This window comes from Bacillus cereus group sp. MG4 (assembly GCF_040460055.1).
Taxonomy (GTDB): Bacteria; Bacillota; Bacilli; order Bacillales; family Bacillaceae_G; genus Bacillus_A; species Bacillus_A wiedmannii.
The window spans coordinates 3531067-3550581 of sequence record NZ_JARVGZ010000001.1 but is presented as its reverse complement, the minus strand read 5'-3'; the positions used below and the strand labels follow the sequence as shown (position 1 = coordinate 3550581).

The window sequence follows — 19515 nt, the reverse complement described above, 5'->3', positions numbered from 1 at the left end:
CTTACTCATTGCTTGATAAACCCTTTGTAATGGCGTTTTACCAGTTGACTTTCTAGCTGCTTCATTGTTTCTAAAGCAACGCCGACAACGATTAACATACTCGTTCCACCAATCTGTGCAGATGGAGGAAGATTTCCCAATTTTGTAAAGATAACTGGTAAGATTGCAATCGCTGCTAGGAAAATTGATCCTACAAAGGTCAAACGATACAAGATTTTTGTTAGATATTGTTCCGTATTCTTACCCGGACGAATACCTGGAACATATCCACCTTGTTTGTTTAGATTCTCTGACATTTGCTCTGGATTAACCTGAACAAACGCATAGAAATATGTGAAGGCTACAATGAGCGCAACATATATGATCATTCCCACTGGGTGAGAATAGTTAAAGTTTGCAATGATCCACTGCGATACATCATGATTCGGGAAGAACTGTGCAATAGTTGGAGGCGTAATTAAGAATGAAACAGCAAAAATGACTGGAATAACACCCGCACTATTTACCTTAAGCGGTAAATGTGTGTTTTGTGCTCCAGCATGATTCCCATTCCCTCCTGTTACACGCTTCGCATATTGAATTGGGATCTTTCTAACAGCCTGTTGAATGAAAATAACACCAACAATAACCGCTAGCACAGCTAGTAAGATCAATGCAACTTTAACGATACTCATGAACAATTGATCTCCGATATTTTGAAACTGTTGTTGATACACTTGAGATATAACACTTGGGATCGCTGCGGCAATACCGCCAAAGATAAGGATGGAAATACCATTACCTACACCTTTAGCTGTAATCTGTTCACCTAACCACATTAAAAATGCAGTACCAGCAGTCAGTACCGTAGCAATGTATAAATAAGTGCTCCAACCAGGATTCAAAATTAATTGCCCACCTACCATACCGTTAAAACCGATTGACATACCAAACCCCTGAATAAACGCAAGAACAATTGTAAAGTAACGCGTGAATTGCGTTAGTTTACGACGGCCCATTTCACCTTGCTTCGACCATTCCGAAAATTTAGGAACAACATCCATCTGCAATAATTGCACGATGATGGATGCTGTAATATACGGCATGATTCCCATCGCGAAGATGGAGAAGTTTTTCAAGGCGCCACCGCCAAATGTATTTAGGATACCTAAGGCATTTAATTGATCTTGTGCTTTCAGTACGTCTCCATTTGTAAATGGCACTGGGATAAACGTGCCAATCCTGAATACGATTAACATCGCTAAAGTGAATAATATTTTACGTCTTATCTCAGCAACGCGCATAAAGTTGGAGATTGTACGAAACATTAGATCACCTCAACTGATCCGCCAGCTGCTTCAATTGCTTCTTTAGCACTTGAAGAGAACTTGTGCGCTTTAACAGTTAATTTTTTCTCTACTGCGCCGCTTGCAAGAATTTTAACACCGTCGTTTAACTTGCTGATAACGCCAGTTTCCAGCAATAATTCAGGTGTTACTTCTGTACCATCTTCAAAACGATTTAACGTTGATAAGTTTACAATAGTAAACTCTTTACGGTTAATGTTTGTGAAGCCGCGTTTTGGTAAACGACGGAATAATGGAGTTTGACCACCTTCGAAGCCAAGACGAACACCGCCACCAGAACGTGCGTTTTGTCCTTTATGACCTTTACCAGCAGTTTTACCGTTACCAGAACCGATACCACGACCGACACGGTTACGTACTTTACGAGAACCTTCTGCAGGTTTTAATTCATGAAGTTTCATTCCCAGGCACCTCCTTATATTAATGAGTTATCCTTAAGCTTCTGTTACAGTTATAAGGTGAGAAACTTTGTTGATCATACCAAGAATAGCAGGAGTTTCTTCCTTAACTACAGTTGAATTCAACTTTTTAAGACCTAAAGCTTCTACCGTCGCACGTTGATCTTGTGGACGACCAATTACACTACGAGTGAGGGTAATTTCTAACTTTTTCGCCATTTGTTTTCCCTCCTTAACCTAGTAGCTCTTCTACAGATTTACCGCGTAATTTTGCAACATCTTCAGCGCGCTTAAGTTCGCTTAATCCGTTCACAGTAGCGCGAATCATGTTGATTGGTGTGTTAGAACCAAGAGATTTCGAAAGAATATCTTGTACACCAGCTAATTCAAGTACCGCACGAACAGGTCCACCAGCAATAACACCAGTACCTTCAGCAGCAGGTTTTAAGAATACTTCACCAGCTCCAAAATGACCGTTGATTGTGTGTGGAATTGTTGTACCAACTAATGGTACAGCGATTAAGTTTTTCTTAGCGTCTTCGATAGCTTTGCGGATTGCGTCTGGTACCTCTTGTGCTTTACCAGTACCGAATCCAACATGACCGTTTTTATCGCCAACTACAACTAGTGCAGCAAAGCGGAAACGACGACCACCCTTAACAACTTTCGCGACACGATTTATCGTAACTACACGTTCTTCAAGTTCTAATTTACTTGGGTCAATGCGATGCATCAATTTTCCCTCCTTTGACCATTAAAATTGTAATCCAGCCTCACGAGCAGCCTCAGCTAGAGCTTTAACACGGCCATGGTATAAGTAACCACCGCGATCGAATACTACTTCTTTAACGCCTTTCTCTACAGCACGCTTAGCAACTGATTCTCCTACTTTCGTAGCAGCTTCAGTATTGCTAGTACCGTTAAGAGCAAGGTCTTTATCAAGAGTAGATGCACTTACTAACGTTACACCATTTACATCATCAATAACTTGAGCGTAAATATGTTGGTTAGAACGGAACACGTTTAAACGTGGACGTTCTGCAGTACCAGTAAGTTTAGCACGTACACGTGCATGTCTTTTCTTACGAGTCGCATTTTTATCAGCTTTAGTGATCATTCTTGTCACTCCTTTCTCTCACCTAACGGGTTTACTTAGCAGTTTTACCTTCTTTACGACGAACAACTTCGCCTTCGTAACGAATACCTTTACCTTTATAAGGCTCAGGAGCACGTACAGCACGGATGTTAGCAGCAAATTCGCCAACACGTTGCTTGTCGATACCTTTGATTACGATTTTAGTTGGTACAGGTACTTCAACTTCAAGACCTGCTTCCGGAGTCATTTCTACTGGATGAGAATAACCTACGCTTAATACAAGTTTATCTCCTTGTTTTTGAGCACGGTAACCAACACCGACTAATTCAAGTCCGCGTGCGAAACCTGTAGTTACACCTTCAACCATGTTTCCGATTAAAGCACGAGTTGTACCGTGTAATGCACGGTGTTCCTTCTGTTCAGATGGACGCTCAACTGTTAGTGTATTTTCTTCAATTTTGATAGACATATCAGCATTGAATTTACGAGTTAATTCACCTTTAGGGCCTTTTACTGCTACAGTATTGTCTTCTGCAATTGTAATAGTAACACCTGCAGGGATTTCAAGAATCTTTTTACCAATACGAGACATGTGGTCACACCTCCGTTCGTTTTAAATATATATTACCAAACGTATGCTACTACTTCTCCACCAGTTTGTAATTGACGAGCGTCTTTGTCTGTCATTACTCCCTTAGATGTAGAAACAAGAGCGATACCTAATCCGTTAAGTACACGTGGTACTTCATCAGCTTTAGCGTAAACGCGTAAGCCAGGTTTACTGATACGTTTTAATCCAGTGATTACACGTTCATTGTTTGCACCATATTTCAGGAAAATACGAAGGATACCTTGTTTGTTATCCTCGATGTATTCTACATCACGAATGAAACCTTCACGTTTTAAAAGTTCAGCGATCTCTTTTTTGATTTTAGAAGCAGGAACCTCTAATTTCTCATGACGTACCATGTTCGCATTACGGATGCGAGTAAGCATGTCTGCAATTGGATCTGTCATCACCATGTGTTTTACCTCCTTCCCATTTGTGGGTTTTACCAACTAGCTTTTTTAACACCAGGAATTTGACCTTTATATGCAAGTTCACGGAAACAAATACGGCAAAGCTTAAATTTGCGGTATACAGAATGCGGACGACCGCAGCGTTCGCAACGTGTATACTCTTGTACTTTAAACTTAGGAGTACGCTTTTGTTTCGCTATCATAGATTTTTTAGCCACGTTTTCGCCTCCTCTACTTAGCGTTGGTTTCCATTATTTTTGGAATGGCATACCGAATTGTGTTAAAAGTTCACGAGCTTCTTCATCAGTTTTCGCTGTAGTAACGATTACGATGTCCATACCGCGGACTTTGCTTACTTTATCATAATCAATCTCAGGGAAGATAAGTTGCTCTTTAACACCTAATGTGTAGTTCCCACGACCATCGAATGATTTCTTAGAAACACCACGGAAATCACGTACACGTGGTAAAGAAACTGATACTAATTTGTCGAAGAACTCATACATTTGCTCGCCGCGTAAAGTTACTTTCGCACCGATTGGCATACCTTCACGAAGACGGAAACCAGCGATTGATTTTTTAGCACGAGTTACAACAGGTTTTTGACCTGCGATTTGTGTTAATTCTTCTACTGCATTGTCTAAAGCTTTTGAGTTAGATACCGCGTCACCAACACCAGTGTTGATTACGATCTTTTCGATTTTCGGTACTTCCATCACAGATTTATAGTTAAACTTGCTCACTAGAGCAGGAGTAATTTCCTTTTGGAACTTCTCTTTAAGGCGATTCAATGAAGTGACCTCCTTTCTTAAGAAAATTATTTATCTAATAATTCACCAGATTTTTTTGCAATACGAACTTTTTTACCATCTTCTACTTTGAAGCCTACGCGAGTAGGTTCACCTGTTTTCGGATCTAAAACCATAACGTTAGAAACGTGAATAGGTGCTTCTTTAGTAATAATTCCACCTTGTGGATTTAATTGAGATGGCTTAGAGTGTTTTTTAACGATGTTAACACCCTCAACGATAACACGGTTTTGCTTTGGGAAAGCCACAAGGATAACGCCTTGTTTTCCTTTGTCTTTTCCAGTGATTACCTGTACTTTATCACCTTTTTTTACATGCATCTTAATTCTGCACCTCCTTAGCAAGGCAATACCTTAAATTATAGAACTTCTGGAGCTAAAGAAACGATCTTCATGAAGTTGCTATCACGTAATTCACGAGCTACTGGTCCGAAGATACGAGTACCACGTGGGCTCTTATCGTCTTTGATGATAACCGCTGCGTTTTCATCAAATTTGATATAAGAACCGTCCGGACGACGAGCTCCGCTCTTCGTACGTACCACTACTGCTTTAACAACGTCACCTTTTTTAACAACGCCACCTGGTGTTGCTTGTTTTACCGTAGCAACGATAATGTCACCAATGTTAGCATATTTACGACCAGAGCCGCCTAATACTTTAATTGTTAAAAGTTCACGTGCACCAGAGTTGTCAGCAACTTTCAAACGAGATTCTTGTTGGATCATGTTATGAAACCTCCCTTCGGACTAAAAATTCCGATTCGTCTATTTAGATAATAACCGCTTCTTCAACGATTTCAACTAAACGGAAACGCTTAGTAGCAGAAAGCGGGCGAGTTTCCATGATTTTAACGATATCGCCAAGTTTCGCTTGGTTTTGCTCATCATGGGCTTTGTACTTCTTAGAATACTTAACACGTTTTCCGTACAAGGAATGAGTTTTGTAAGTTTCAACTAAAACTGTAATCGTTTTGTCCATTTTGTCAGACACAACACGACCAGTATAAACTTTGCGTTGGTTACGTTCGCTCACTATGCAAACCTCCCCTCAATTTATCGATTAATTCCGATCTCTCTTTCACGAACTACAGTTTTCATACGAGCAATTGCTTTACGCACTTCACGAATGCGAGTTGGATTCTCTAATTGTCCTGTAGCAAGTTGGAAGCGAAGATTGAACAATTCTTCCTTTAAAGCTTTAACTTTTGTTTCGATTTCGGCAGTGGTTAATTCACGAATATCATTAGTTTTCATTAGATTCACCACCATTTTCTTCACGTTTTACGAATTTACATTTCACAGGTAACTTGTGAGCTGCAAGACGTAATGCTTCGCGTGCTACCTCTTCAGATACACCCGCGATTTCGAACATAATTTTCCCAGGTTTTACTACTGCTACCCAGCCTTCTGGTGCCCCTTTACCGGAACCCATACGTACTTCTAGAGGTTTTGCAGTGTAAGGTTTAGAAGGGAAAATTTTAATCCATACTTTACCGCCACGTTTCATGTAACGAGTCATTGCACGACGAGCAGCTTCGATTTGACGGTTTGTAATCCATGAAGCAGCTTGTGCTTGTAAACCGAATTCACCGAAAGCAATTTCAGTTCCACCTTTTGCACGACCACGCATTTTACCACGATGCTCTCTACGATATTTTACGCGTTTTGGCATTAACATATTATTTTCCTCCTTCCTCAGAAGCTTTCTTTTTTGTAGGAAGGACTTCTCCACGGTAGATCCATACTTTTACGCCTAATTTACCGTATGTTGTATCAGCTTCAACTGCTGCATAGTCAATATCAGCGCGAAGTGTATGAAGTGGAACAGTTCCTTCACTGTAAGATTCTGCACGAGCGATATCAGCTCCGCCAAGACGACCAGAAACCTGTGTTTTAATACCTTTAGCACCTGCACGCATAGCACGTTGAATAACTTGCTTTTGTGCACGACGGAATGATACACGGTTTTCTAATTGACGAGCGATGTTTTCGCCTACTAATTTAGCGTTAAGATCAGCTCTCTTAACTTCTAAAATGTTGATGTGTACACGCTTGCCTGTTAATTGGTTAAGAGCTTTACGAAGTGCTTCAACTTCAGTACCACCTTTACCAATTACCATACCAGGTTTTGCAGTGTGAATTGTAACATTTACACGATTTGCTGCACGTTCGATTTCTACTTTAGCAACAGCAGAATCTTTTAAGCGTACAGTAATGTACTCACGGATTTTGATGTCTTCATGTAGTAATGTAGCATAATCTTTCTCTGCGAACCAACGAGATTCCCAGTCACGGATAACGCCGACACGAAGACCAATTGGATTAACCTTTTGACCCATCGATTATCCCTCCTTCTTTTCTGATACCACAACTGTAATGTGGCTTGTGCGTTTGTTAATTTGGCTTGCACGACCCATTGCACGTGGACGGAAACGTTTCAACGTTGGACCTTCGTCAACGAAAACTTTTTCAACAACTAGGTTGTTAATATCCATCTCATAATTGTGCTCTGCATTTGCGATTGCAGATTTTAAAACTTTCTCTACAACTGGAGAAGCAGTTTTTGGTGTGTGGTTAAGGATAGCAATCGCTTCACCCACTTGCTTACCTCGGATTAAGTCTACTACTAAACGAACTTTACGAGGAGCAATACGAACTGTTCTCGCTACTGCTTTAGCTTGCATTGAAGTGCCTCCTCTCATTATCTTCTAGTTTTCTTATCGTCAGCAAGGTGACCTTTATACGTACGAGTTGGTGCGAATTCACCTAACTTATGGCCAACCATATCCTCAGTGATGTACACAGGTACGTGTTTACGACCATCATATACAGCGATTGTGTGTCCGATGAACTGAGGGAAGATTGTTGAACGGCGAGACCAAGTTTTAACAACTTGTTTTTGCTCAGATGCAACTAATTTTTCCATTTTGCTCATTAAGTGATCATCGACAAATGGTCCTTTTTTTAAGCTACGAGCCATTTTGGTGCCTCCCTTCGTGATTGGCGTACGGTTCTAGAAATGAACCGTACTACAATCCCATTATTTTTTACGACGACGAACGATAAATTTGTCAGACGCTTTGTTTTTCTTACGAGTCTTGAATCCAAGAGTTGGTTTACCCCATGGAGACATTGGAGACTTACGTCCGATTGGAGAACGTCCTTCACCACCACCGTGTGGGTGATCAACCGGGTTCATTACAGAACCACGAACTGTTGGGCGTTTACCTAACCAGCGAGAGCGACCTGCTTTACCGATTTTGATAAGTTCGTGCTGTTCGTTACCTACTTGACCGATTGAAGCGCGACAAGCAGATAATACAAGACGTACTTCACCAGAAGTTAAACGTACAAGTACGTATTTACCTTCTTTACCAAGTACTTGAGCAGAAGTACCAGCAGAACGAACTAATTGTCCGCCACGACCAGGCTTAAGCTCGATATTATGAACAACAGTACCTACTGGAATGTTGATTAATGGTAATGCGTTACCGATTTTGATGTCAGCTTCTGGGCCAGACATAACTTCCATACCTACTTCTAAAGATTTAGGAGCAAGAATGTAACGTTTTTCACCGTCAACGTAGTTAATTAATGCGATATTCGCAGAGCGGTTTGGATCGTATTCGATCGTAGCAACGCGTCCTGGAATTCCATCTTTGTTACGCTTAAAGTCGATGATACGGTATTGACGCTTATGTCCGCCACCTTGATGACGTACAGTAATTTTACCTTGGTTATTACGACCAGCCTTCTTGCTTAAAGGAGCAAGTAATGACTTTTCTGGTCTGTCAGTCGTGATTTCAGCGAAATCATTCGTAGTCATATTACGACGACCGTTAGTAGTTGGATTATACTTTTTAATTCCCATCTCAATTTCCCTCCTTCTTTAGTAAGAATTAAACACCTTGGAAGATTTCGATTTCTTTGCTGTCAGCAGTTAGCTTAACGATTGCTTTACGACGACGGCTAGTAAAACCAGCGTGACGACCAACGCGTTTTGCTTTCGGCTTGTAGTTCATGATGTTCACTTTTTCTACTTTAACACCAAAGATCGCTTCAAGAGCATCTTTAACTTCTGTTTTATTAGATTTAACGTCCACATCGAACGTGTATTTTTTTTCAGCCATCATTTCCATAGAACGTTCAGTGATAACTGGGCGCTTAATGATATCACGAGGATCTCTCATTATGCAAGCACCTCCTCTACTTTTTCCACTGCCGCTTTTGTCATGATTAGCTTATCATGATGAAGCACGTCTAAAACGTTTACGCCATCAGCAGTGATTACTGTTACTCCAGGGATATTGCGAGCAGATAACTCTACAGATTCGTTTGCATCAGCAGTTACGATAAGAGCTTTCTTCTCAACAGTTAATCCTTTAAGTACTGCTAGCATGTCTTTTGTTTTTGGTGCATTTAACACTAGGTCTTCAAGAACTACAATGTTGTTCTCAACTACTTTAGTAGCTAATGCAGATTTGATTGCTAAACGACGAACCTTCTTAGGAAGTTTGTACGCATAGCTTCTTGGTGTAGGTCCGAATACCGTACCACCACCACGCCATTGAGGAGAGCGGATAGACCCTTGACGAGCACGTCCAGTTCCTTTTTGACGCCATGGTTTACGACCACCACCACGAACTTCAGAACGAGTTTTTACTTTGTGTGTACCTTGACGTAAAGATGCACGTTGCATCATTACAGCTTCGAAAAGTACAGCTTCATTTGGTTCGATACCGAAAATAGCTTCAGCTAATTCGATTTCACCAACCTGTGAACCAGTTTGGTTATATACAGTAACTTTTGGCATTGGAATTCCTCCTTCCTATTGTGAATTATTTGCTAACCTTCACAGCGCCTTGAACAACTACAAGAGATTTCTTAGCACCTGGAACGTTACCTTTTACTAGTAATAAGTTGCGCTCAGTGTCAACTTGAACGATTTCTAAGTTTTGGATAGTAACTTGGTCTCCACCCATACGTCCAGCAAGTTTTTTGCCTTTGAATACACGGTTCGGAGCAACTGGGCCCATTGAACCTGGACGACGGTGATAGCGAGAACCATGAGACATAGGTCCGCGAGATTGTCCGTGGCGTTTGATAACACCTTGGAAACCTTTACCTTTAGAAATTCCTGTTACGTCAACGATTTCACCTGCAGCGAAAACTTCAACTTTTACCTCTTGACCAACCTCTAATCCGTCCACGTCTGCATCGCGGATTTCGCGAATGAAGCGCTTAGGAGTTGTAGATGCTTTAGCAGTGTGGCCTTGTTCAGGTTTGTTAGTTAACTTTTCACGTTTATCTTCAAATCCTAACTGGATTGCATTGTAGCCATCAGTTTCAGTTGTTTTCTTTTGAAGAACAACGTTTGGATTAGCAGCGATAACTGTTACTGGGATTAACTCACCGTTCTCAGCAAATACTTGAGTCATACCGATCTTTCTTCCTAAGATTCCTTTGGTCATGAGTTACACCTCCTACATTTTTAAGTTATATGAATTATAGTTTGATTTCGATATCTACACCAGACGGTAAGTCTAAACGCATTAATGAATCTACTGTTTGTGGAGTAGGACTCACGATATCGATTAAACGTTTGTGTGTGCGCATTTCGAATTGCTCACGAGAATCTTTGTACTTATGAACAGCACGAAGAATTGTGTAAATAGTCTTCTCAGTTGGTAATGGGATCGGACCAGAAACTGTTGCCCCAGAACGCTTAGCTGTTTCTACAATTTTCTCAGCTGATTGATCAAGAATACGGTGATCATAAGCTTTTAAACGGATACGAATTTTTTCTTTTGCCATTATTTTCCCTCCTTCGTTCGCCTATTTCTAAAATAGACCTTCTCCATGGAAATTTCCCCACACCATGCCATGGCAAAGCGGCCGGGTGTGTCAGCAACCTTCCACTTCATCGCAGTCAAAGACCAACATTGTTTATTATACAATGTTATTCGTCTAGATGCAAGCATCTTTTTGTTTGCATCTGCTTTTCTCTACTTTTGCTATTATACATGGCACTTTAAAGAATTTCAAGTTTTCATCTCATAGAATCCGTTTTACAGTTTCTGGATTTTAGTTTTATTGATTTTGTATTACTATAGAAGAAACTCGTCAAAATATAAAAAAATCATTTCATTCATTATATAAATACAAACAAAAAAACCAAGGGAAAATCCCTTGGTTTTTTTATATCAGTTAAGATTACTCAACGATAGTAGCAACTACACCGTAACCTACTGTACGTCCACCTTCACGAATAGAGAATTTAGTTCCCTCTTCGATAGCGATTGGAGCGATAAGTTCGATAGTCATTTCGATGTTGTCACCAGGCATTACCATTTCAGTACCTTCTGGTAATTGGATGATACCAGTTACGTCAGTTGTACGGAAGTAGAACTGAGGACGGTAGTTAGCGAAGAATGGAGTGTGACGTCCACCTTCTTCTTTAGATAATACGAAAACTTCAGCTTTGAATTTAGCGTGAGCTTTTACAGAGCCAGTTTTAGCAAGAACTTGTCCACGTTGGATGTCTTCACGAGCAACCCCACGAAGTAAAGCACCGATGTTGTCTCCAGCTTGAGCTTGGTCAAGAAGTTTACGGAACATCTCTACACCAGTTACAGTTGTAGAAGCATTTTCTTCAGCAAGACCGATGATTTCTACTACGTCACCAACTTTAACGATTCCGCGCTCTACACGACCAGTTGCAACTGTACCACGACCTGTGATAGAGAATACATCCTCGATAGGCATTAAGAATGGTTTGTCAGTTTCACGTTCTGGAGTTGGGATGTAAGCATCAACTTCAGTCATTAATTCAATGATTTTTGCTTCCCAATCAGCTTCTCCTTGAAGAGCTTTAAGAGCAGAACCTTTGATTACAGGAATATCGTCGCCTGGGAATCCGTATTCAGATAATAGGTCGCGAACTTCCATTTCTACTAATTCTAATAATTCTTCGTCGTCTACCATGTCGCATTTGTTTAAGAATACAACGATGTAAGGAACACCTACTTGACGAGAAAGAAGGATGTGCTCACGTGTTTGAGGCATTGGGCCATCAGCAGCAGATACTACTAAGATACCGCCGTCCATTTGAGCAGCACCAGTGATCATGTTTTTAACATAGTCAGCGTGACCTGGGCAGTCAACGTGTGCATAGTGACGAGTTTCAGTTTCATACTCAACGTGTGCAGTTGAGATTGTGATTCCGCGCTCTCTTTCTTCTGGAGCAGCGTCGATTTGATCGTATCCGCGTGCTTCAGCACCACCAGCTTTTGCAAGAACTGTAGTGATCGCAGCAGTTAATGTAGTTTTACCATGGTCAACGTGGCCGATTGTACCGATGTTAACATGGGGTTTAGAACGTTCGAATTTAGCTTTAGCCATTCTAAATTCCTCCTTAGTTTATATAGGTTATTTTATATTTAGACTAGAAAGTGAAACTTACGTCCCACTTTCTAAGCTTACATAAGTAGTTATACTTGAACAATCGATAAAAATCAATTATTCACCTTTATTTTTTTTAATAATTTCTTCAGAAACAGACTTCGGTACTTCTTCATAATGATCAAATGTCATTGAGAATGTTCCGCGTCCTTGAGTGTTAGAACGTAATGCCGTTGCATAACCGAACATTTCAGAAAGTGGAACCATAGCGCGAACAACTTGTGCGTTACCGCGAGCTTCCATACCTTCTACACGTCCACGACGAGATGTTACGTCGCCCATAATGTCACCCATGTACTCTTCAGGAATTACAACTTCAACTTTCATCATTGGCTCAAGAATTACTGGGCTACATTTAGAAACCGCAGCTTTAAGTGCCATAGATGCAGCGATTTTGAACGCCATCTCAGATGAATCGACATCATGGTAAGATCCGTCAACTAACGCAGCTTTAATGTCAACTAGTGGATAACCAGCTAGTACACCATTTTTAAGTGAGTCTTCAAGACCCGCTCCAACAGCTGGGATGTATTCACGTGGAACTACACCGCCGACGATTTTGTTTTGGAATTCAAAACCTTTACCTTCTTCATTAGGTTCAAACTCAATCCAAACGTGACCGAATTGTCCACGACCACCAGATTGACGAGCGAACTTACCTTCAACTTTCGCAGCAGCGCGGAAAGTCTCACGGTATGCTACCTGAGGAGCACCAACGTTTGCTTCCACTTTGAATTCACGGCGCATACGGTCAACGATGATATCAAGGTGAAGTTCACCCATACCAGCGATGATTGTTTGGCCAGTCTCTTGGTCAGTGTGAGCACGGAATGTTGGATCTTCTTCAGAAAGCTTAGATAATGCTGTACCCATTTTATCTTGGTCAGCTTTAGATTTTGGTTCGATAGCTACAGAGATAACTGGCTCTGGGAATTCCATAGACTCAAGGATGACAAGACTCTTCTCATCACAAAGAGTATCACCTGTAGTAGTATCTTTTAAACCTACAGCGGCAGCGATATCACCAGCGTAAACTGTTGAAATCTCTTCACGGCTGTTAGCGTGCATTTGTAGGATACGACCTACACGCTCACGCTTACCTTTAGTTGAGTTTTTCACGTATGATCCAGAGTTTAACACACCAGAATACACACGGAAGAACGTTAACTTACCAACATAAGGGTCAGTCATGATTTTGAATGCTAAAGCTGCGAATGGTTCTTCATCGCTAGACTTACGTTCGATTTCTTCATCTGTATCCGGAAGAGTACCTTTAATAGCTGGTACGTCTAATGGAGATGGTAGGTAATCGATAACTGCGTCTAACAGAATTTGAACACCTTTATTTTTGAATGCAGAACCACAGATTACTGGGAAGAATTCTACAGAAGTTGTAGCCTTACGGATACCAGCTTTAAGCTCTTCTACAGTGATTTCTTCACCTTCTAGGTACTTCATCATCATTTCTTCATCAAGCTCAGCTACCGCTTCAATAAGTTTTCCACGGTATTCTGCAGCTAATTCTTTGTGCTCTTCAGGAATTTCAACACGCTCGATGTCTGTTCCTAAATCGTTACCGTACATGTAAGCACATTCTTCAACAAGATCAATGATACCATTGAACTCATCTTCAGCACCGATTGGTAACTGAATTGGGTGTGCGTTTGCTTGTAAACGATCGTGGATTGTTCCTACAGAGTATAAGAAATCCGCACCAATCTTATCCATTTTGTTAACGAATACGATACGAGGTACACCGTAAGTAGTAGCCTGACGCCAAACAGTTTCTGTTTGTGGTTCTACACCAGATTGTGCATCAAGTACTGCTACCGCACCATCAAGTACGCGTAAAGAACGTTCTACTTCTACTGTGAAGTCTACGTGTCCTGGAGTGTCAATGATGTTTACACGGTGACCTTTCCATTGAGCTGTAGTTGCAGCAGAAGTAATTGTGATACCACGCTCTTGCTCTTGCTCCATCCAGTCCATCTGAGATGCACCTTCATGAGTTTCACCGATTTTATGAATACGTCCTGTGTAATACAGAATACGCTCAGTTGCTGTTGTTTTACCAGCATCGATGTGAGCCATGATACCAATATTACGAGTGTTTTCTAAAGAGAACTCTCTTGTCATTTGGTGTCTTGCTCCTTCCATATATGGATTGGATTTTTTTATTTTAAGTAGCAAAAAAGCCACTTTATATTGTTACACATGTCAGTATGTCCAGTACCCTCATTATGTAAAACGAGCGCCCAACGAAAGGGAGAGGCATTCTCCCTCTCCACACTTCCATAAGCGACAAATAAAGCGGTTTATGCTTACATTTATTTTACGTTGAATCCTACCAACGGTAATGAGCAAATGCTTTGTTAGCTTCTGCCATTTTATGAGTGTCTTCACGTTTCTTAACAGATGCACCAGCGTTGTTAGCTGCATCTAAGATTTCGTAAGCTAGACGCTCTTCCATAGTTTTTTCACCACGAAGACGAGCATAGTTTACTAACCAGCGAAGACCTAAAGTTGTACGGCGTTCTGGACGAACCTCAACTGGAACTTGGTAGTTAGCACCACCAACACGACGAGCACGTACTTCAAGAACAGGCATGATGTTCTTAAGAGCTTGCTCGAATACTTCCATAGGGTCTTTATCTGAACGTTCACGAACGATATCGAAAGCGTTATAAAGAATTGTTTGAGATTTACCTTTTTTACCGTCAACCATCATTTTGTTGATAAGGCGTGTTACTAGCTTAGACTTGTACATTGGATCTGGTAACACGTCACGTTTCGCAACAGGTCCTTTACGAGGCATATTGAGTTCCTCCCTTCATTATAAGTTTATTATTTTTTAGCAGGTTTTGGTCGCTTAGTACCATATTTAGAACGTCCTTGCATACGTTTGTCAACACCAGCTGTATCAAGCGCACCACGAACGATGTGGTAACGTACCCCTGGTAAATCCTTTACTCGACCACCGCGAATTAATACTACGCTATGCTCTTGTAGGTTATGACCGATACCTGGGATGTAAGCTGTAACCTCGATACCGTTTGTTAAACGTACACGAGCGTATTTACGTAACGCTGAGTTAGGTTTCTTTGGAGTCATTGTACCAACACGAGTACATACACCACGTTTTTGAGGTGCAGAGATATCAGTTGATTTTTTCTTTAAAGAGTTGAACCCTTTGTTTAACGCAGGTGATTTAGATTTCCATACTTTATCAGTACGACCATTTCTCACTAATTGGTTAATAGTAGGCATTTGATTATCCTCCCTTCGCATGTTTGTATGACCACATATCCAGGTGGTTCATTATTAGTTGAAAACAAAGTTTTTGCAAGGGAGAGCAAATGCTCTCTCCTCACAAAAACAGTTTTAACTTATTATTCCTATTGCTGAAGCTCCCACTTGAATCCCCGAAACTTTTCCAAGTTTACGAACTGATTCAACTTTGGTTATGGGTATGTTATGTTGCAAGGCAGTACGAATGATCATATGGGTTAACCGCATATCAGCATCTTCCGCAATAACAACTTCTTTAACTATACCATTTTTGATTGCCTCCAATGTGCGTTTATGACCAACGACTACATTTTCAGCATTTGACACTTTTTGATAAGACATATAAATATCCTCCAAAGCATCGTTCAGGAGCAACCTTGATTATAGTAACATTTTGACTCATACAATGTCAACTAGGATTAACTGTTTTTATACAAAATTTACGACGGAAAATTTTACTGTTCCACATAAACTTCATCGTTTTCTACATTCATGTCACCTTGTGTTGTTTTTACAAGATCCACTTTGCGATAACGATTCATACCTGTTCCAGCAGGAACAAGTTTACCGATAATAACATTTTCTTTCAATCCTAGAAGCTCATCGCGTTTACCCTTAATCGCTGCATCAGTTAAGACACGTGTCGTTTCTTGGAACGATGCTGCAGATAAGAATGAATCAGTTTCAAGTGAAGCTTTTGTAATACCAAGTAGAACAGGTCTAGCAGTTGCTGGTTGTTTACCTTTCAGTAATACCTTCGCATTCGCATCAGTAAACTGATGGATATCTAGTAGTGTTCCTGGTAATACATCTGTTTCACCCGCATCACTTACACGAACTTTACGTAACATTTGACGTACCATTACTTCTACGTGTTTGTCACCAATTTCTACCCCTTGCATACGGTATACTTTTTGAACTTCACGTAGTAAGTATTCTTGAACCGCCGTAATGTCCGTTACTTTTAGTAATTCTTTCGGATCAATAGAACCTTCTGTTAACTCTTTACCGTGGCTAATTGGCTGTCCTAGAGTTACTTTCAGACGCGCACCGTAAGGAATAGCATACGTACGAGCTTCAACTTCACCCTGTACAACTACTTCTTGGCGATCTTTAACATTGTTGATCGCTGCGATAACACCATCGATTTCACTGATAACTGCCTGACCTTTCGGATTACGAGCTTCAAAGATCTCTTGGATACGAGGTAAACCTTGAGTGATATCATCTCCGGCAACCCCACCTGTATGGAACGTACGCATCGTTAACTGTGTACCTGGCTCACCGATAGATTGAGCTGCGATAATACCTACCGCTTCTCCTACTTCTACGTCTGTACCAGTTGCTAAGTTACGACCGTAACACTTCTTACATACACCGTGGCGAGTGTTACACGTGAACGCTGAACGAATGTTTACAGTTTCAACACCCGAATTTTCAACGATATGAGCGATATCTTCAGTAATTAGTTGGTTTTCACTAACTAATACTTCACCTGTTTCAGGATGTTTTACAGTTTTTCTTGCAAAACGTCCAACAAGACGATCATATAATGACTCAATTACTTCATTACCCTCTTTAATCGCACCAATTAATAGACCACGATCTGTTCCACAATCATCTTCACGGACAATTACATCTTGTGCAACGTCTACAAGACGACGTGTTAAGTAACCAGAATCGGCAGTTTTAAGTGCTGTATCGGCAAGACCTTTACGCGCACCATGCGTAGAGATGAAGTACTCAAGTACTGTTAAACCTTCACGGAAACTTGATTTAATTGGAAGTTCGATAATACGACCAGATGGATTGGCCATCAGACCACGCATACCAGCAAGCTGAGTAAAGTTTGATGCGTTACCACGGGCACCGGAATCACTCATCATGAAGATTGGGTTGCGTTTATTCAAGGATTTCATCAGTTTTCCTTGGATAACATCTTTTGCATTACTCCAAATAGAGATAACGCGATCGTAACGTTCTTCTTCCGTGATTAAACCGCGACGGAATTGTTTAATTACATTATCCACTTTTGCTTGTGCTTCATGGAGAATTTCATCTTTTTCGCCTAATACAAGAATGTCAGATACCCCAACTGTAATACCAGCTTTTGTAGAGTACTTAAATCCTAAGTTTTTCATGCGGTCAAGCATGCGAGATGTTTCCGTAATTTGGAAACGTTTGAATACTTCCGCAATGATGTTACCAAGGATCTTCTTGCTAAATGGCGCCACTTCTTCGCGACTAGCAATAATTTCTTTAATGTTCGCACCTTTTTCAACGAAATATTCCGCTGGTGTTTCTTTTTCAAGGTTTGAGTTTGTTGGTTCATTAATATAAGGGAACGACTCTGGTAAGATTTCGTTAAATATTAATTTACCAACTGTTGTTAATAGAAGCTTACTCTTTTGCTCTTCAGTAAACGTTACATTATTTACCGAACTTGCAGCAACTGCAACACGTGTGTGCAGATGTACATATCCATTTTGGTATGCAAGTATTGCTTCGTTTGCATCTTTGAAGACCATACCTTCACCGATTGCGCCTTCACGCTCAAGTGTTAAGTAGTAGTTACCTAATACCATATCCTGAGATGGAGTAACAACTGGTTTTCCGTCTTTTGGATTCAAGATGTTTTGTGCCGCTAACATAAGAATACGAGCTTCTGCTTGTGCCTCTGATGATAACGGTACGTGAACTGCCATTTGGTCACCGTCAAAGTCCGCGTTGTATGCAGTACATACAAGTGGGTGAAGACGAATTGCGCGACCTTCTACTAATGTAGGTTCAAACGCCTGGATACCAAGACGGTGAAGTGTTGGTGCGCGGTTTAGAAGTACTGGATGCTCTTTGATCACAGATTCTAAAACGTCCCAAACTTCAGGTTGTACACGCTCAATTTTACGTTTAGCACTCTTAATGTTGTGTGCTAAACCTTTTCCAACTAACTCTTTCATAACGAAAGGCTTAAACAATTCAAGCGCCATTTCTTTCGGTAATCCACATTGGTACATCTTTAAGTTCGGTCCTACAACGATTACAGAACGGCCAGAGTAGTCAACACGTTTACCTAATAAGTTTTGACGGAAACGTCCTTGTTTACCTTTAAGCATGTGAGATAGTGATTTTAATGGACGGTTACCTGGTCCAGTAACTGGACGGCCACGGCGACCATTATCGATTAATGCGTCTACAGCTTCTTGTAACATACGTTTTTCGTTTTGAACGATGATGCTTGGTGCACCTAAGTCCAATAGACGTTTTAAACGATTATTACGGTTAATTACACGACGGTATAAATCGTTTAAGTCAGAAGTAGCAAAACGTCCACCATCCAACTGTACCATTGGGCGTAGTTCTGGCGGGATAACTGGAAGAACATCTAGGATCATCCAAGATGGGTGATTTCCAGAGTTACGGAATGCTTCTAATACTTCTAGACGTTTAATAGCACGAGTACGGCGTTGTCCTTGCGCTGTTTTTAATTCTTCTTTTAAGAAGTCTACTTCTTTATCTAAATCGATGTCTTGTAGTAGCTTTTTAATCGCTTCCGCACCCATAGCAGCTTGGAATGTGCTACCATATCGATCACGATATGCACGGTATTCTTTTTCAGAAAGTAATTGCTTCTTATCAAGTGGTGTATCTCCACTTTCTGTTACAACATAAGAAGCGAAATAAATTACTTCTTCAAGCGCGCGAGGGGACATGTCTAAGACAAGTCCCATGCGGCTCGGGATACCTTTGAAATACCAAATATGAGATACAGGAGCAGCTAATTCGATATGACCCATACGTTCACGACGAACTTTTGCACGCGTTACTTCAACGCCACATCGATCACAAACTACACCTTTATAACGTACACGTTTGTATTTTCCGCAATGACATTCCCAGTCCTTTTGTGGTCCGAAAATACGCTCACAGAACAAGCCATCTTTTTCAGGCTTTAACGTACGATAGTTAATTGTTTCTGGTTTCTTAACTTCACCGTATGACCAAGAACGAATCTTGTCAGGTGAAGCAAGTCCAATCTTCATATATTCAAAGTTATTTACATCTATCAAGGGGCCTACCTCCCTTTTAGTCTACAGGT

Annotated in this window: 28 protein-coding genes; all 28 read right to left on the bottom strand. The window is 40.8% G+C overall.

The genetic code is table 11. The features are described 5' to 3' along the window. Positions 1-5: 5 nt before the first annotated feature. Positions 6-1307, bottom strand: a complete 1302-nt coding sequence (gene secY / locus QCI41_RS18705) for a preprotein translocase subunit SecY (RefSeq protein WP_000490119.1) — start codon at positions 1305-1307, stop codon at positions 6-8. Then, positions 1307-1747, bottom strand: coding sequence for a 50S ribosomal protein L15 (gene rplO / locus QCI41_RS18700; RefSeq protein WP_000766083.1), 441 nt, complete (start codon positions 1745-1747; stop codon positions 1307-1309). Before rplO ends, secY begins: the two co-directional genes overlap by 1 nt. A 33-nt stretch (positions 1748-1780) precedes the next feature. Then, positions 1781-1963, bottom strand: coding sequence for a 50S ribosomal protein L30 (gene rpmD, locus QCI41_RS18695; RefSeq protein WP_001085232.1), 183 nt, complete (start codon positions 1961-1963; stop codon positions 1781-1783). 13 nt (positions 1964-1976) lie between these two features. Beyond that, a complete protein-coding gene (rpsE, locus tag QCI41_RS18690; protein WP_000554646.1) occupies positions 1977-2477 on the bottom strand; it encodes a 30S ribosomal protein S5 in 501 nt (166 codons plus the stop codon). A gap of 21 nt (positions 2478-2498) precedes the next feature. Further along, positions 2499-2861, bottom strand: a complete 363-nt coding sequence (gene rplR / locus QCI41_RS18685) for a 50S ribosomal protein L18 (protein WP_000628818.1) — start codon at positions 2859-2861, stop codon at positions 2499-2501. 31 nt (positions 2862-2892) lie between these two features. Further along, positions 2893-3432 (bottom strand): 50S ribosomal protein L6, encoded by a 540-nt coding sequence (gene rplF / locus QCI41_RS18680; protein ID WP_000086550.1) that lies wholly within the window; start codon positions 3430-3432, stop codon positions 2893-2895. Positions 3433-3464: 32 nt separating this feature from the next. Further along, the gene (rpsH, locus tag QCI41_RS18675) at positions 3465-3863 is read right to left on the bottom strand and encodes a 30S ribosomal protein S8 (RefSeq protein WP_000245511.1); all 399 of its coding nucleotides are present in this window, start codon (positions 3861-3863) and stop codon (positions 3465-3467) included. Between the two features lie 29 nt (positions 3864-3892). After that, the gene (gene rpsN, locus QCI41_RS18670) at positions 3893-4078 is read right to left on the bottom strand and encodes a 30S ribosomal protein S14 (protein ID WP_001085700.1); all 186 of its coding nucleotides are present in this window, start codon (positions 4076-4078) and stop codon (positions 3893-3895) included. Between the two features lie 33 nt (positions 4079-4111). After that, a complete protein-coding gene (gene rplE, locus QCI41_RS18665; RefSeq protein ID WP_001080829.1) occupies positions 4112-4651 on the bottom strand; it encodes a 50S ribosomal protein L5 in 540 nt (179 codons plus the stop codon). A 26-nt stretch (positions 4652-4677) separates the two neighbouring features. Further along, complete coding sequence (gene rplX, locus QCI41_RS18660) at positions 4678-4989, bottom strand: 50S ribosomal protein L24 (RefSeq protein ID WP_000558201.1); 312 nt, start codon at positions 4987-4989, stop codon at positions 4678-4680. A gap of 38 nt (positions 4990-5027) precedes the next feature. Beyond that, the gene (gene rplN / locus QCI41_RS18655; RefSeq protein ID WP_000615912.1) at positions 5028-5396 is read right to left on the bottom strand and encodes a 50S ribosomal protein L14; all 369 of its coding nucleotides are present in this window, start codon (positions 5394-5396) and stop codon (positions 5028-5030) included. A 43-nt stretch (positions 5397-5439) separates the two neighbouring features. Then, positions 5440-5703 carry a 30S ribosomal protein S17 gene (rpsQ, locus tag QCI41_RS18650; protein WP_000004106.1) on the bottom strand — a complete coding sequence of 88 codons (264 nt, stop codon included), beginning with the start codon at positions 5701-5703 and terminating at the stop codon, positions 5440-5442. Positions 5704-5723: 20 nt separating this feature from the next. Next, complete coding sequence (rpmC, locus tag QCI41_RS18645; RefSeq protein WP_000855718.1) at positions 5724-5924, bottom strand: 50S ribosomal protein L29; 201 nt, start codon at positions 5922-5924, stop codon at positions 5724-5726. Continuing rightward, positions 5914-6348 carry a 50S ribosomal protein L16 gene (gene rplP / locus QCI41_RS18640; RefSeq protein ID WP_000928969.1) on the bottom strand — a complete coding sequence of 145 codons (435 nt, stop codon included), beginning with the start codon at positions 6346-6348 and terminating at the stop codon, positions 5914-5916. Before rplP ends, rpmC begins: the two co-directional genes overlap by 11 nt. Before the next feature lies 1 nt (position 6349). Then, positions 6350-7009 (bottom strand): 30S ribosomal protein S3, encoded by a 660-nt coding sequence (rpsC, locus tag QCI41_RS18635; protein WP_000529958.1) that lies wholly within the window; start codon positions 7007-7009, stop codon positions 6350-6352. Between the two features lie 3 nt (positions 7010-7012). Beyond that, positions 7013-7354 carry a 50S ribosomal protein L22 gene (gene rplV, locus QCI41_RS18630; RefSeq protein WP_001148024.1) on the bottom strand — a complete coding sequence of 114 codons (342 nt, stop codon included), beginning with the start codon at positions 7352-7354 and terminating at the stop codon, positions 7013-7015. A 17-nt stretch (positions 7355-7371) separates the two neighbouring features. Further along, the gene (gene rpsS, locus QCI41_RS18625) at positions 7372-7650 is read right to left on the bottom strand and encodes a 30S ribosomal protein S19 (RefSeq protein WP_000124454.1); all 279 of its coding nucleotides are present in this window, start codon (positions 7648-7650) and stop codon (positions 7372-7374) included. A gap of 60 nt (positions 7651-7710) precedes the next feature. Further along, positions 7711-8541 (bottom strand): 50S ribosomal protein L2, encoded by an 831-nt coding sequence (rplB, locus tag QCI41_RS18620; protein ID WP_000511583.1) that lies wholly within the window; start codon positions 8539-8541, stop codon positions 7711-7713. A gap of 28 nt (positions 8542-8569) precedes the next feature. After that, positions 8570-8860 carry a 50S ribosomal protein L23 gene (rplW, locus tag QCI41_RS18615; RefSeq protein WP_001205558.1) on the bottom strand — a complete coding sequence of 97 codons (291 nt, stop codon included), beginning with the start codon at positions 8858-8860 and terminating at the stop codon, positions 8570-8572. Beyond that, positions 8860-9483 (bottom strand): 50S ribosomal protein L4, encoded by a 624-nt coding sequence (rplD, locus tag QCI41_RS18610; protein ID WP_001127258.1) that lies wholly within the window; start codon positions 9481-9483, stop codon positions 8860-8862. The genes rplW and rplD overlap by 1 nt, the downstream gene beginning before the upstream one ends. A gap of 25 nt (positions 9484-9508) precedes the next feature. Further along, entirely contained in the window at positions 9509-10141 is a 633-nt protein-coding gene (gene rplC, locus QCI41_RS18605; protein WP_000160209.1) for a 50S ribosomal protein L3, read from the bottom strand. A 34-nt stretch (positions 10142-10175) separates the two neighbouring features. Next, on the bottom strand, positions 10176-10484 hold the full coding sequence (gene rpsJ / locus QCI41_RS18600) for a 30S ribosomal protein S10 (protein ID WP_001040595.1): 309 nt from the start codon (positions 10482-10484) through the stop codon (positions 10176-10178). Positions 10485-10883: 399 nt separating this feature from the next. Beyond that, the gene (gene tuf / locus QCI41_RS18595) at positions 10884-12071 is read right to left on the bottom strand and encodes an elongation factor Tu (RefSeq protein WP_001029617.1); all 1188 of its coding nucleotides are present in this window, start codon (positions 12069-12071) and stop codon (positions 10884-10886) included. Between the two features lie 117 nt (positions 12072-12188). Further along, the gene (gene fusA / locus QCI41_RS18590) at positions 12189-14267 is read right to left on the bottom strand and encodes an elongation factor G (RefSeq protein ID WP_000196381.1); all 2079 of its coding nucleotides are present in this window, start codon (positions 14265-14267) and stop codon (positions 12189-12191) included. A 208-nt stretch (positions 14268-14475) separates the two neighbouring features. Then, complete coding sequence (rpsG, locus tag QCI41_RS18585) at positions 14476-14946, bottom strand: 30S ribosomal protein S7 (protein ID WP_001137489.1); 471 nt, start codon at positions 14944-14946, stop codon at positions 14476-14478. Positions 14947-14975: 29 nt separating this feature from the next. Then, on the bottom strand, positions 14976-15398 hold the full coding sequence (gene rpsL, locus QCI41_RS18580) for a 30S ribosomal protein S12 (RefSeq protein ID WP_001142341.1): 423 nt from the start codon (positions 15396-15398) through the stop codon (positions 14976-14978). Positions 15399-15512: 114 nt separating this feature from the next. Next, on the bottom strand, positions 15513-15761 hold the full coding sequence (locus QCI41_RS18575) for a 50S ribosomal protein L7ae-like protein (RefSeq protein ID WP_000121828.1): 249 nt from the start codon (positions 15759-15761) through the stop codon (positions 15513-15515). Between the two features lie 113 nt (positions 15762-15874). Next, the gene (gene rpoC / locus QCI41_RS18570) at positions 15875-19486 is read right to left on the bottom strand and encodes a DNA-directed RNA polymerase subunit beta' (RefSeq protein ID WP_353836945.1); all 3612 of its coding nucleotides are present in this window, start codon (positions 19484-19486) and stop codon (positions 15875-15877) included. Between the last annotated feature and the right edge of the window lie 29 nt (positions 19487-19515).